11 protein-coding genes are annotated in these 14,060 nt (G+C 60.4%); 10 read left to right on the top strand and 1 reads right to left on the bottom strand.

Features of this window, described 5'->3' with window-relative positions:
- Positions 1 to 28: 28 nt before the first annotated feature.
- The 7 genes from rimM to ppdK all read left to right on the top strand — a co-directional run bounded on the left by rimM (position 29) and on the right by ppdK (position 9,560).
- On the top strand, positions 29 to 541 hold the full coding sequence (rimM, locus tag B5F74_RS00595) for a ribosome maturation factor RimM (RefSeq protein WP_239283298.1): 513 nt from the start codon (positions 29 to 31) through the stop codon (positions 539 to 541).
- Positions 532 to 1,302, top strand: coding sequence for a tRNA (guanosine(37)-N1)-methyltransferase TrmD (gene trmD, locus B5F74_RS00590; protein ID WP_087199154.1), 771 nt, complete (start codon positions 532 to 534; stop codon positions 1,300 to 1,302). The genes rimM and trmD overlap by 10 nt, the downstream gene beginning before the upstream one ends.
- Positions 1,303 to 1,311: 9 nt before the next feature.
- Positions 1,312 to 1,872 (top strand): signal peptidase I, encoded by a 561-nt coding sequence (lepB, locus tag B5F74_RS00585; RefSeq protein WP_087199152.1) that lies wholly within the window; start codon positions 1,312 to 1,314, stop codon positions 1,870 to 1,872.
- Positions 1,873 to 2,524: 652 nt separating this feature from the next.
- Positions 2,525 to 3,427: a glycine--tRNA ligase subunit alpha gene (locus B5F74_RS00580; protein WP_087199150.1), complete on the top strand. Its 903-nt coding sequence runs from the start codon at positions 2,525 to 2,527 to the stop codon at positions 3,425 to 3,427.
- 1 nt (position 3,428) lies between these two features.
- Complete coding sequence (gene glyS / locus B5F74_RS00575; RefSeq protein ID WP_087199149.1) at positions 3,429 to 5,522, top strand: glycine--tRNA ligase subunit beta; 2,094 nt, start codon at positions 3,429 to 3,431, stop codon at positions 5,520 to 5,522.
- A 114-nt stretch (positions 5,523 to 5,636) separates the two neighbouring features.
- Positions 5,637 to 6,494: a pyruvate, water dikinase regulatory protein gene (locus B5F74_RS00570; RefSeq protein WP_087199147.1), complete on the top strand. Its 858-nt coding sequence runs from the start codon at positions 5,637 to 5,639 to the stop codon at positions 6,492 to 6,494.
- Between the two features lie 330 nt (positions 6,495 to 6,824).
- The gene (ppdK, locus tag B5F74_RS00565; RefSeq protein ID WP_087199145.1) at positions 6,825 to 9,560 is read left to right on the top strand and encodes a pyruvate, phosphate dikinase; all 2,736 of its coding nucleotides are present in this window, start codon (positions 6,825 to 6,827) and stop codon (positions 9,558 to 9,560) included.
- A 116-nt stretch (positions 9,561 to 9,676) separates the two neighbouring features.
- Here the strand turns inward: ppdK and B5F74_RS00560 are convergent, their stop codons facing one another.
- Positions 9,677 to 10,789 (bottom strand): GGDEF domain-containing protein, encoded by a 1,113-nt coding sequence (locus B5F74_RS00560; RefSeq protein ID WP_066832172.1) that lies wholly within the window; start codon positions 10,787 to 10,789, stop codon positions 9,677 to 9,679.
- Positions 10,790 to 11,119: 330 nt separating this feature from the next.
- Here B5F74_RS00560 and B5F74_RS00555 point away from each other — a divergent pair, with 330 nt between their 5' ends.
- Genes B5F74_RS00555 through B5F74_RS00545 form a run of 3 tightly spaced genes read left to right on the top strand, consistent with a single transcriptional unit; the run spans position 11,120 to position 14,056 of the window.
- On the top strand, positions 11,120 to 11,815 hold the full coding sequence (locus tag B5F74_RS00555) for a polyphosphate polymerase domain-containing protein (RefSeq protein WP_087199144.1): 696 nt from the start codon (positions 11,120 to 11,122) through the stop codon (positions 11,813 to 11,815).
- 12 nt (positions 11,816 to 11,827) lie between these two features.
- Entirely contained in the window at positions 11,828 to 12,511 is a 684-nt protein-coding gene (locus B5F74_RS00550; RefSeq protein WP_066832162.1) for a DUF4956 domain-containing protein, read from the top strand.
- A 15-nt stretch (positions 12,512 to 12,526) separates the two neighbouring features.
- Positions 12,527 to 14,056, top strand: a complete 1,530-nt coding sequence (locus B5F74_RS00545) for a CotH kinase family protein (protein WP_087199142.1) — start codon at positions 12,527 to 12,529, stop codon at positions 14,054 to 14,056.
- Positions 14,057 to 14,060: the final 4 nt, after the last annotated feature.

The following is a 14,060-nucleotide window of genomic DNA, read 5'->3' as shown; positions in this document are numbered from 1 at the left end:
GACGACCGCATATAGGAACATCGCCCGTGTGGTATCTCCGCACGGCATCAAGGGGGAGGTTTCCGTAGAAGCTCTGCGGGGCCTTCCCTTCCTTTTACATGAACATATGACCGTCGCCCTTACCCCGCCCGCGCTCAAGCGCGACAGGTTCTGCACGATCGAGAAGGCCGACGAGGTATCCGGCCTCGCGAAGTTCTCGGGCATCGACGACCTGGACGCTGCGGAGGGGGTTGCCGGCTGCTACGTGCTCGCCCGTGAGGACGACTTGGACCTCGGGCTGCTCGACCGCGCGTTTGACGACCTTGTGGGACGCCCCGTTGTCGACGAGCGCTACGGAGAGCTCGGTACGCTGAGCGAGGTCATGGAGACGCCCGCGAACGACGTGTGGGTCGTTCAAGGCGGTCGCTATGGGGAAGTGCTCATCCCCGCCATCGAAGATGTCATCGTCGGCCTTCCCGATACGGGTTCTATCTCCGTGCGCATCATGGACGGCCTGATCGACTCCGACGCACCCCTGGCAAAGGACGACCCATGCGCATAGAGACCCTCTCGGTGTTCCCCGAGATGTTCGAGCCCGTCATGTCGACCTCCATCCTGGGCCGCGCCCGCCGGGCGGGCATTTTCGAGTTCGAGGCGTACAACCTGCGCGATTGGACGCACGACCGCCATCGCACCGTCGATGACGAGCCCTACGGCGGGGGACAGGGCATGCTCATGAAGGTCGAGCCCCTCGCTGAGGCCATCGAGGACATCGCATCGACGGGGCCTCATCCCCATACGATCTTCTTCACGCCCTGCGGCGAGCCGTTCACGCAGCGCACCGCCGAGCGCCTGGCCGCACACGATCGCATCCTGCTCGTCTGCGGCCGCTACGAGGGGATGGACGAGCGGGCCTACGATTATGCCGACGAGCGGATTTCGATCGGCGACTACGTGCTGACCGGCGGCGAGCTCGCCGCCATGGTCGTCGCCGACGCCGTCGTGCGCCTGCTTCCCGGTGCGCTGGGTGACGAGATGTCCAACGTCGACGAATCGTTCTCGGGCGGCGTCGAGGGCGGTCTTTTGGAGTACGCCCAGTACACCAGGCCCGCCGACTTCCGCGGCAAGGGCGTTCCCGACGTGCTCCTCTCGGGAGACCACGCCAAGGTCAACGCATGGCGACGCGCGAACGCGATCGAGCGCACCTGTCGGTGGCGTCCCGACCTCATCGAAGGCGCCGGCCTCACTGACAAGGAACGCGCTTTCGCGCAGGAGTGCATCGAACGCTATCATAGTGCGAAAGCACCAACATCTACCGAGTAGGGAGCGCTCGTGACACCGCACGCCAACTCAACAGTCCGCGACATCATCGAATGGGTCGTCGTATTCGCGATCGCGCTCGCAGCGTGGATGCTCGTCCGCACGTTTGTCATCGAGCCCTATATGGTCCCCACCGGATCGATGGAGAACACGATCGAGATCGGCGACCAGGTCTTTGCGCAAAAGGTCACCACCGAGCTCGGCCAGATGCCGCAGCCCGGTGAGATCATCGTGTTCTCGAACCCCGATGCGAGCTCGGACCACGACATCCTCGTCAAGCGCGTCATCGCGACGGCGGGCCAGACCGTCGATTTGATCGAGGGGCGCGTGTACGTCGATGGGCAGCAGCTCGACGAGTCCTACACGCAGGGTTCGTCCTACCCGCTCGCAAGCCAGGCGGAGGGCGTCCAGCTGTCCTATCCTTATACGGTGCCCGACGGCTGCATCTGGGTGATGGGGGACAACCGCGAGAACTCCGCCGATTCCCGGTATTTCGGGCCCGTTGAGCAAAGCGAGGTCATCGGTGTCGTCGTCTTCCGCTATTGGCCGCTCAACCGCATCGGCACCCTGTAGAACTGTTGATTAATGCTCCGATGTGCCCCGGCCATCGGTAAATCTATGGGATTACCCGGCAACGGTACCCAGTAACAGTACCCCGAACTGCGAGAGAGGGCCCCTTGAACGGCCCTCTCTCGCAGTTCGGGGTACTGTTACTGGGCCCTGTTAGCGGGTGGCCTGGTAAAGGCGGTGATCGAGCTTTGCCACAGAGGCCTGGCCCCACGATGCGCAGCGATTGCCCGCCCCGCGTAGATCCCTCCTTCGGGCAAAAGTGGCTAGATATTTCTATTTTGCTGTAGCGATGCCGTGCGATCGGGCCTGAAACCCGTCGTTGGGGCCATCCTACCCTTTGCCGATGCCGCATATGAGTCATTCTGAGTCATGGCGCCCTCGTCATAAGCGGCCAATGTGGGCATTACGGCCAGAACGAACGACTTCAGCTGAGCCTGCTTACAGCAAAACAGAAATTTTCAGCCACTTTCCTCGGGGGCGCAGGCATCCGGTGGCCTTCCGGCCCCATAGAAGGAAGGACGGTACCGTTGATCGGCTCCGCCTTAGAACCCGAACGCGTGGGAATAAGGTGCCAGCTCCTATTTTTCCATCTACAGCCAGGCGTATAAGCTATCATCTTGACCGTATGAACAGTATCGTCGAGGGGAATGTAAGGATGGAAAATTCCGCCCTCTCCTTCCAGGAGATTATCCTCCGTCTCCAGCAGTACTGGGGAAGCCATGGCTGCGTCATCATGCAGCCCTACGATTCCGAGGTCGGTGCCGGCACGTTCCACACCGCAACGACGCTGCGCAGCCTCGGTCCCAAGCCGTGGCGCACCTGCTATGCGCAGCCCTGCCGCCGTCCCGCTGACGGCCGCTACGGCGAGAACCCCAACCGCATGCAGCACTACTATCAGTTCCAGGTCCTCATCAAGCCGAGTCCCGCCAACTCCCAGGAGCTCTATCTGGACTCCCTGAAGGCCATCGGCATCGATCCTGCGGACCATGACGTCCGCTTCGTCGAGGACGACTGGGAGAGCCCGACGCTCGGCGCCTGGGGCCTCGGCTGGGAAGTCTGGCTGAACGGCATGGAGGTCACGCAGTTCACGTACTTCCAGCAGGTCGGCGGTATCGAAGTCGATCCCGTTCCCGTCGAGATCACCTACGGTCTCGAGCGCTTGGCGATGTACGTCCAAAACGTCACCTCGGTCTACGACCTGGTCTGGAGCTATCTGCCCGACGGCACGCCCATGACCTACGGCGACGTCTTCCTCGAGAACGAGCGTGAGTTCTCTGCATACAACTTCGAGGTCGCCAACGTCGAGATGATGCGCGAGAAGTTCGATGATTACGAGCGCGAGTGCCACAGCTGCCTTGAGGCCAAGCTCCCGCTTCCGGCCTATGACTGCGTCATGAAGTGCAGCCATGCGTTCAACATCCTCGATGCGCGCGGCGCGCTGTCCGCCGTCGAGCGCGCAAACTACATCCTGCGCGTTCGCACGGTCGCCAAGGCCTGCTGCGAGGCGTACCTCGCCGAGGTCGCCGGCGCCGACACTACGGAAGGGGAGGTCGCCTAACATGGCTGAAACCCGCAGTTTCCTGTTCGAGATCGGCACCGAGGAAATGCCCTCGGCGCCGCTTATGAACGCGGTCAAGCAGCTTCCCAAGCTGGCTGCCTCCGGGCTTGACGGAGCCGGGCTCGCACACGGCGACATCCGCGTCATCTCGTCGCCCCGCCGCCTCGCCATCCTCACCACCGTCGCGACCGAGACCGAGGCCATCCACGAGGTCAAGCGCGGCCCTGCCGCCAACATCGCCTTCGACGCGGACGGCAACCCCACGAAGGCCGCCGAGGGCTTCGCCCGCAAGTGCGGGCTGGCCGCCTCTGAGCTCGCGCGCCGCGTCGACACCGACGGCCGCGAGTACGTCTTCGCCGAGAAGGACATTCCCGCCGCGCCGGCCCTGCCGCTGCTCTCCGATCTCTGCCGCTCCATCATCTCCGACCTTGAGTGGCCGAACTACCGCAGCCAGCGTTGGGGCTCCACCCACGAGACGTTCGTGCGGCCCATCCGCTGGATCTGCGCCCTGCTGGGCGACGAGGTCGTCCCGGTGAGCTACGCCGACGTGAAGAGCGGCAACACGACGCGCGGCCATCGCGTGCTCGGCCCCGGTGACCACGTCGTCTTGAATCCCGAGTCCTACGAGCGGGTGCTCGAGGAGAACGGCGTGCTGTCCGAGGAGCGCCGCCGCGAGGTCATCCTCGAGGGCGTCCGGGCCATCGAGTCCGAGCGCGGGGGAGCGCGCGTCGACATGCCCAAGAAGGTGTTCGACGAGGTCGTGAACCTCTGCGAGTGGCCGACCGTGCTCGTCGGCACCTTCGACGAGGAGTTCCTGCACGTCCCGCACGAGATCATCTGCGAGTCCATGCTGTCCAACCAGCGTTATTTCCCCATCTACGATGCGCAGGGCCAGCTGACGCGCGAGTTCGTCGTCGTCGGCAACGGCCGGCCCGAGAACGCCGAGCGCATCGTCGACGGCAACGAGCGCGTGGTCCGCGCCCGCCTGTACGACGCGAAGTTCTTCTACGACGAGGACCTCAAGGTTCCGATGGAGGAGTTCCGCGCGCGCCTCGCGAACGTGGCCTTCCAGGAGAAGCTCGGCAGCGTCCTGCAGAAATCGGAGCGCATGGAGGATCTTGCGCTCGCCATCGCCAGCGCGGCCCACATCGGGGCCCATGCGGCATCCGACGCCCAGCGCGCCGCCCATCTCGCCAAGGCCGACCTCGTCAGCTCCGCAGTCGTCGAGTTCACTAGCCAGCAGGGCGTCATGGGAGGCTATTACGCCAAGGCCGCAGGGGAGAGCGATGAGGTCGCTTCCGCCATCCGTGACCACTACCGCCCCCGCTTCGCCGGCGACGACCTGCCCGAGGGCATCGCGGGCTGCATCGTAGCCGTGGCCGACAAGCTCGACACCATCGTAGGCATGTTCGCCATCGACGAGCCGCCGACCGGTTCCAAGGACCCCTTCGCCCTGCGCCGCAGTGCCATCGGTATCCTGAACATCCTCCGCGAGCGCCTGCATTGCGGCTACGAGGAGCTTGTGGGCCCCGCGCTCGACGCCTACGCCGAACAGGGCCTCGCCTTCGACAAGGACGCCGTCTGCGCCGCCGTGTGCGCCTTCATTAAGGGCCGTATGGAGCAGATGGCTCGTGACGAGAAGATCGCCCCCGATACGGTCGCCGCGGTTTCCGCCGGATCCGTGTCGGCGCCTGTCGACTACTTCGCCCTGGCCCATGAGCTTGAGAACGCGCGCGAGAGCGATCCCGATACGTTCGAGAACCTTGCCACCGCGTACGCGCGTGCAAGCCACCTCGCCGACTCGGACCTTGGCATCGATGTCGACGAGTCCATCATGGGCGATGCCGAGCGCACGCTCATGCATGCCACCGACGCTGCGCTCGAGTACGTTCGAATCGCCTTGGGCAACAAGGACTTCAAGGAGGTCATCTCCGGGCTCGCCGCTCTGCGTGAGCCCATCGACCGCTTCTTCGATGACGTCATGGTCATGGATGACGACCAGGCCCTCCGCGAGAACCGCCTGCGCCTGCTGAACCGCTTCGAGGCCGTCTTCACCGACATCGCCGACATGGGCGCGCTTGCCAAGAAGAAGTAAGCGCCTCGGCACGAATCCTCCCAGCGCGGCGGATACCCTTCGCGGGTGTCCGCCGCGTTTTTCTTTCCGGCCGTGCGATACTGGTGGTCCACTGGTTTTCGGAAAGGAAGCGCCATGGGAACAGAGCCGACGAGATCCGTCACCGTCCACGTCATCTCCGACTCGCTCGGAGACACCGCCTGCGAGATGGTGCTCGCCGCAGCGGGCCAATTTCCCGAAGGATCGATACGGATCGCCCGTCTACCCAAAGTTTCGGACATCGGCCAGGTTGAACGCTATATCGCGCCATGTATCGCTTCGGGTGAGCCCATAGCCGTCTTCTATACGATCGTCGACCCTGGCCTGCGAGACAACCTCGCCTTCACCCTCCAGCATCTCGGGGTGCCATCGGTCGACTTGCTGGGATCGGCGCTCAACACCATCTCCGATCTGCTCGGCATGGATCCCGCCGGTACCCCCGGCACCATACATCGGACCGACGAGCGCTACTTCCATCGCATCGAGGCGATGGAGTATTTCGTCGAACATGATGATGGTCGCGGAGCCGAGGATCTCTCTGATGCCGACATCGTGCTGCTCGGCGTTTCCAGGACCTCGAAGACGCCGCTGTCCATGTACCTCGCGTTCCAGGGCTACAAGGTCGCGAACATCCCTTTGGCGCACGGTATGGAGCCGCCGTCTTCGATCTACGCCGTCGACCCCATGAGGCTGTTCGGGTTGCTGTCGACGACCGATGTCATCGCGAGCATCCGCGACAGCCGGCTCGGTGACAACATGACCCGGGCCGTCGCTTCGTCTTATGCGGACCCAGAGGCCATCGCGCATGAGCTTGAGGAGGCACGGGCACTCATGAAGCGCCTCGGCTGCTTTGTCGTTAGAACGGACAACAAGGCGATCGAGGAATCCGCCGCCGAGATCATCGGGCACCTGGAAGCGGTCCAGGAAGCCCGAGCGAAACGCCGCAACCGTTAACCATCATGCATGCAAATCAGGGGACGTACCTGTTTCTTGCATGTATGCAAGAAACAGGTACGTCCCCTGATTTGCATTGCCTGGGAAGGTACGGAAACCATTGTGAAACAATCGCTGCATGGTATCACCATGGTACACATACTAAGACTCCATGCTTAAACCTTTTACCGTTATCGACTGGTACTAAACCAGTTACGCAGTTGGCTAAACGTGCGTCGTGCCGTATTGCGCAGCCCCTCGAACGGCTAGGATATCCGGTACCGGATGCGGATGGGCGTCCGGCAGTTACCACGATAGTGCGTACGGGGGTACGCGAGAAAGGGGATTATCGTGAGCGCACAGCAGCGGATCTATCGCTTTGGCACGGACGAGCATGGACGCGATGTGACCGAGGGCTCCTCAAGCATGAATTACATCCTAGGCGGCAAGGGCGCCAACCTGGCCGAAATGGCCCGCATCGGGCTCCCCGTGCCTCCGGGATTCACCATCACCTGCCAGACCTGCGTGGAGTATTCAACTGCCGGCAACACGTGGCCGGAGGGCGCTCTCGATGAGATCGCCGAGGCGGAGGCGGATCTCGAGCGCCGCATGGGCAAGCGCCTGGGCGATCCGGCCGACCCCTTGCTGGTTTCCGTCCGTTCCGGCGCGCCGTTCTCCATGCCCGGCATGATGGACACGGTCCTCAACCTCGGACTCAACGATGCATCCGTCCAGGGTCTCATCGCGCAGACCGAAAACCCGCGCTTCGCCTGGGACTCCTATCGCCGCTTCATCCAGATGTTCTCCGATGTCGTGCTCGGCGTCGATGCCGAGCTGTTCGAGAACGCCATCACGCAGAAGAAGCTCATCTCAGGGGTACGAAGCGATGCCGAGCTTTCCGCCGCGGATCTCGAAGAGCTCGTCGCCGAGTTCAAGCAGATCTTCTCCGAGCATGTGGACGCGACCGACCATCCGGAGCTCCTCGTCGACGGCCAGATCGTCTTCCCGGCAGATCCCGCTTTGCAGCTCCGCCTGGCGATCCAGGCCGTCTTCGGCAGCTGGATGAACGAGCGCGCCATCCTCTACCGCAAGCAAAACGGCATCCCCGACGACCTCGGCACGGCCGTCAACGTCCAGGTCATGGTGTTTGGCAACAAGGGAGCGACCTCTGCGACCGGTGTCGCTTTCACGCGCAATCCCGCCAACGGGGCACGTGAGTTCTACGGAGACTTCCTTGTCAACGCTCAAGGCGAGGATGTCGTGGCAGGCATCCGGAACACCGAGCCCATCTCCGACCTGAAGACGGTTGAAGGCCTCGAGCAGGCGGGTACGGAGCTCGAGCGCGTCTTCACGGTCTTGGAGAACCATTACCGCGACATGTGCGACATCGAGTTCACCATCGAGCAGGGGCGCCTGTGGATGCTCCAGACCCGTGTCGGCAAGCGCACGGCGACCGCTGCCCTCAAGATCGCCATCGACATGGTCGACGAGGGGCTCATCACGCGCGAGGAGGCTGTCGGGCGCGTCGATCCCGCGCAGCTCGATCAGCTGCTGCACCCGCAGTTCGATGCGAGCGCCGAGCTCGACATCCTGGCGCGCGGCCTGAACGCAAGCCCCGGTGCCGCCGTGGGCGAGATCGTCTTCTCTTCCGATGATGCCGTCGCCCGCGCTGCCGAGGGACATCCCGTCGTGCTCGTGCGCTGGGAGACCAATCCCGACGATCTCAAGGGCATGGTGGCGGCCGAGGGCATCCTCACGAGCCATGGCGGGAAGACGAGCCACGCCGCCGTCATCGCGCGCGGCATGGGCACGCCGTGCGTCTGCGGTGTCGAGGCGTTCCAGATTGATGCCGCAAAGAAGGAGGTTCGCGTCTCCGGCACGGAAATCGTGCTGCATGAGGGCGACACCATCTCCATCGACGGCGCGACGGGTATCGTCGTTGCCGGGGCCGTTCCCTTGGTCTCCGCGGAGATGACCGGAGACCTCGAGACAATTCTCGCGTGGGCGGACGAGATTCGCCTGTCCGAGGATGGCGGACGTCCCTGCCATGTTCGCGTCAACGCCGACAACCCCGCAGATGCCAAGCTCGCGCTCGATTTCGGTGCCGAGGCCATCGGCCTGTGCCGCACCGAGCACATGTTCCTCGGAGATCGGAAGAACATCATCCAGACCTACATCCTCTCCGATGATGATGCCGAGCGCGCCGAGGCGCTCCAGGAGCTGCTGCGCGTGCAGACGGAGGACTTCGTCCAGATGCTCAAGACGATGAGCGGGCGCCCGATGGTCATCCGACTCATCGACCCGCCCCTGCATGAGTTCCTTGATGATCCGCGCGCGCTTGAGATCTCGATAGCCAAGCGCGAATCCGATGGAGCCGATGAGGCGGAGCTGGCCGCTCTTCGCGACCGTCTGCGTCGAATCGACGCCATGTCGGAGTCTAACCCCATGCTGGGCCTTCGCGGCGTTCGCCTGTCCGTCGTGTATCCCGATCTGCCGCTCATGCAGGTGCGCGCGATCACGACGGCCACGGCTCAGCTCATCAAGGATGGCTATGATCCGCGGCCCGAGATCATGGTCCCGCTGGTCGCCATCACCGAAGAGCACGTGCAGACGCGTGAGATCATCGAACAGGTGATCGCAGAGGTCGAGCGGGATTGCGGCGTCAAGCTCGACATCCCGGTCGGCACCATGCTGGAGCTTCCGCGCGCCTGCCTGGTTGCCGACGATATCGCCCGCCACGCCGACTTCTTCTGCTTCGGCACCAACGACCTCACGCAGACGGCGTTCGGGTTCTCCCGCGACGATGCCGAGGCGAAGTTCATCCCCATCTACCTGCACCGCAAGATCCTCAAGGCCAACCCCTTCGAGACGATCGACGACGCGGTTCTCGAGCTCGTCCGCATGGCGGTGGAGAAGGGCCGTGCGGCGAACCCCGATATGCACTTCGGCGTGTGCGGCGAGCACGGCGGTGACCCGGCGTCCATCGAGAAGTTCTTCAACGTGGCCGGCGTGGACTACGTGTCCTGCTCACCCTACCGCGTGCCCGTGGCGCGTCTCGCCGCCGCCCACGCGAAGCTGAAGCGCTAGCCTTCCCCCTTTTCGCCCAGGGCCCCACAGAGGGGCCCTGGGCTGATCATTCGGGGACGGAGTAAATCTGATCACAGCGCTGCTGTGATCAGATTTACTCCGTCCCCGAATGATCGCTAGTTGGAAAGCGACGTGGTCCAGGTGATGACGATGTTGTTCTTGCCGGCGTGCTTCGCCTCGTAGAGGGCGATATCCGCCATGGCGACCATGTTGTCGAGCTTCACGTCGATGTTCTCGGCGCACACGACGCCGACGCTGCAGGTGAGCTTTCTGCCCGCGAGCTCCCGGCTCTTCATGGCGAACCGGTCGAGCACCAAGCTGAAGCGGCGCCGGATGATCCGCTCATCGACGAGTCCATCCAACAGGATCAGGAACTCGTCGCCGCCGAACCGGCAGATGATGTCGTTCGGGCGGAACAGCTCGCTTAGGATATTGCCCATGCCGATCAAGATCTCGTCGCCCGCACGGTGGCCCAGCGTGTCGTTCACGGCCTTGAAGTCGTCGAGGTCGATAAACGCGATCGCGCAGGTGGAGGAGGGGTTCGTGCGCTCCAGGTACGCATGCGCCTTCTCGTAGAACGCGCGCTTGTTGTACAGGTTGGACAGCGTATCGCGCACACTCAGGCCCTCGTACTTCGCCCTCATGTCATAGGTGTCGAGCCTGTAGCTCATCACGAGCTGAGATACGCAGATGGAGAACAGCAGCCCCACGAACAGCTGGAAGACGTCGTACTGCGCGATAAAGGGGTTCTTGAAGTGCGTCATGATGAAGCAGGCGAGCTCAGCGCACCCCACAAGGCCGTATGAGATCCACGGCGGCAGGATGAAAACGGCGGGAAGCGCCACGCAGACCAGCTGCACGAAGATGCTCGGCGCATCGGGGGAGCCGATCGTGTCGATAGCGATGACGAATCCATACAGGACGACCTCGAACACCACGGTGAGCACCATGATGGCGCGTGACGAGAGGCCCCGCTTATTCTTCAGCAACCAAGTGACGATGCTGAACACGAGCATGGCCGGCAGAAACGCGATATGGTATACGCTCGGCGTCCAGTTTCGGATAAGGCGAGACGCCAGGAAGAGGTTCAGGATAAGCAGGACCAAGGTGGCCGTCGAGGCGAACCGAAGATAGCTCAGGTTCGCCTCGACGATCTCATCGCGCGCCTCACGGAAGTAGGTCTTCAGGCGTGCGAACGGGAAACTGAATATGTAGTCCGAAACTTTCATGAAAGCATCTCTTTTGGCAACGAAAGCCGGAATGGGCAGGGATACCAACATAGTATCCCTCAAGCGATGGGGTTTGAAACTTAAATTGTCCCCATATCTGGTGTGAGGGCGCTCAACCAATGCTATATTTTATAGGTACAACGGTAAATGTGAGGAAGGATAGGTCGGGTTCCCTTCAGGAGTCTCAAGGTACGCTAGGTTGCGGGACGGCACCCCTGACCAAGCGCCCAACTCCGAATGCACGGACAATTAAGTCATTTGCGGGCATGCATCGGCTGCATGCTCCCTTTGTTGCACCTCCTGAACGGATCCCCGGATAGGGGAGTGACGTTGCGCCAGGTAACGCGACAGGAAAAGAAATTTCTCATCGATCCCGTCACCGCGGTCAAGCTGAGGCGGCGGCTCGGTGCCATCATGCAGGAAGACGAGCACAACGGCTCCTGCGGGTACCGCATCCGCTCGCTGTACTTCGACACGCTGCACGATCGGGATTTTGTCGAGAAGCTCTTCGGTACCGATCCGCGCCGTAAGGTGCGTCTGCGCCTGTACGATCCTGCAGGCGATTTCGCCCTGCTCGAATGCAAGCAGAAGCAGGGTGACGACCAGATGAAGCGTTCGCTTCCGCTCAATCGTGAAGAGGCTCAGGCCCTGGTCAAGGGAGATATGGGCTGGATGCTTCAGCGCCCCGAGACCTTCGCGTCAGAGATGTACTCACTTATCACCATCAATGGGTACAAGCCGAAGGCCATCGTCGAGTACAAGCGCCAGGCGTTTGTGGCGAAGGAGAACCGCATCCGCATTACCTTCGATACCGAGGTGCGGGCCACGGAGGCCAACGTCAACCCGTTCGATGAGAATCTCTGCTTGCATCCGGTGCTCGACCCGTTCAACGTGATTCTCGAGGTCAAGTACAACGGGTTCTTACTGAGCTACATCAAAGACGCCATCAATTCGGTCTCAAAGCGACCGCTTTCAGTGAGCAAGTACTGTCTGAGCCGTGACATCACCATGGGTTATCAATTCTAGGGAGGAAACAACGTGAGACAGGAACTTTATCAGCTGCTTGAGGGCTCCGCCTCAGTAATCGGTTTCGAGGACGCCGCGCTACGCGTGATCATCTCAGCATGCCTGGGCCTCGCCATCTTCTTCTCGTACTGGGTTTCCCATGCGGGAACGATCTACTCTCAGAAGTTCAACGTCAACCTGGTGACGCTGACCGTTCTGACCACCACCGTCATGATGGTCATCGGCTCGAGCATCGCTTTGTCCCTTGGTATGGTCGGTGCCCTGTCCATCGTGCGTTTCCGCACTGCCATCAAGGACGCCCGCGACACGACCTATATCTTCTGGGCGATCATCTGCGGCATCTGCTGCGGTGTCGCGCAGTTCCTGGCCGCTGCCGTCGGCAGCGCCGTCGTGTTCTTGCTTATGCTGCTGCTCGGTCGTATCCGCAATGACGTCCGCACGCTGATCATCGTGCGCGCCGCCCGGATCCGCGAGGTCGAGGTCCAGGGTCGTATCTACGAGTATCTCGGCAACAAGGCTTCGCTGCGCGTCAAGAATACGACTGAAGATTCCGTTGAGCTCATCTACGAGATCAGCAAGGGCGCACTCGATCGCGCCCAGAAGCCCGGCGGACCGTCGCTCACCGACCGTCTGTATGAGCTCGAGAACATCGATTACGTGAACATCGTCGCGCAGAACGACGAGATCGGCAGCTAAGATATCAGGGGTTATATGCGTACACGTATCATTGTCATTCTTTCCAGTTTCGCGCTGATCGCCGTAGCGGTTTTCGCCCATTTCGCGACCTGGGAGATTGCGGAACGAAATGAATACGAGAATCGCGTGCTGCAGCATAAGACGTCGCAGCAGCTTTCTGATCTTTCTGCCGAGGATCAGGCTGCTGCCTCGTCGCTGAATACCGACCCTGCCACCTTCGCTACGCATTTACCCATCATCTCGATTGACACCGGTGGCCAGAAGATTCCCGGCGGCCCGATGTACGATGCGGACGGCCGTGTCATTCGTGATGAAAACAAGATCGCGGTCCCTGAACCTGCTGCTGATGGATCTGATACGGTTGTTGCATCTTTACAACAATTTGATTCAGAAGGTTCAGCGAATAGGCTGTCCGATGAACCTAACTTGACTAGCAACTGTCTTATTCGCGTCAGAGGCAATTCCTCGCGATTGTTTGATAAGCATAATTTTGCAATTACTCTCATTAATGAAGACGGGACTGACAACAACTTACCCCTCTTGGGAATGCAGGAGAGTGAAACTTGGGCCTTGCATGGACCAGCGGTCGATAAGTCGTTAATGAGGAACTATATTGCATACAATATTGCAGGACAATACATGAGTGAATATGTTCCTGATGTACGATACTTTGAACTCTATCTTAATAATGAATATCAGGGCGTTTACCTTGCGGTTTCCACCATCAAGATGGAGGAAGGTCGTGTTGAGATAAATGAATCTGATCCGAATCAAGCTGAAACCAGCTATATCATTGCGCTTGACGAAACAGCCTCATCAAGCACCACAATTTCTGACTTTCTCCTGTATACGCGTAGGTCTATCAACTATCTGGATATTATTTATCCTAATGAAACCACATTGACAGAGGCGCAGCGAAGGTACATTGAACAAGATGTTAGCGATTGGGAGAAGGCTCTGTATTCATATGACTACGATACTGCCCAATACGGGTATTGGACAACTCTTGACGTTGAAAGCTTCGTTGACCTGTTCGTGCTCAATGAGTTTGTAATTAACGATGATTTCAGCGCGTATTCCACTTACTTATTTAAAGACATTCGTGGCCTTGTGACTCTTGGTCCAGTTTGGGATTACGACAATACTTTTAATAACTACCAAGACCCAACCCCTGTTAATGAGTTTTATCTCATTGAACGCAATTGGTATTATATGCTGTTTAAAGATGAGCAGTTCTGCAAGCTTGTCATTGACAGATATAGAGACCTTCGTGAAGGTGTCATGTCTGATCAAAGTTGGCTCCAAATGATCGATGAAGTCGCTGACTATCTTGGACCCGCTGTTCAGCGAGATGCTAATCGATGGGCGATGGAGTCCCCTGAAGATACCGCCATCGATCCTGAATCTAGACGCCCAAAGAATTTTGAAGAAGCAGTCTCAGATCTTAAGACATTTATTACTTCACGTGGTGCTTGGCTTGATAGGTACATCGAGAACCTTCGTCAGTATTCGCACGAATCGGCTGTTAAGAAATTCAACCACTAAGGAG

Origin of the sequence: Collinsella sp. An271 (assembly GCF_002159695.1) — a bacterium.
Lineage (GTDB): Bacteria > Actinomycetota > Coriobacteriia > Coriobacteriales > Coriobacteriaceae > Collinsella > Collinsella ihumii.
Note: the sequence above shows the minus strand (reverse complement) of the source record. Positions and strands in the feature narration are given on the sequence as shown.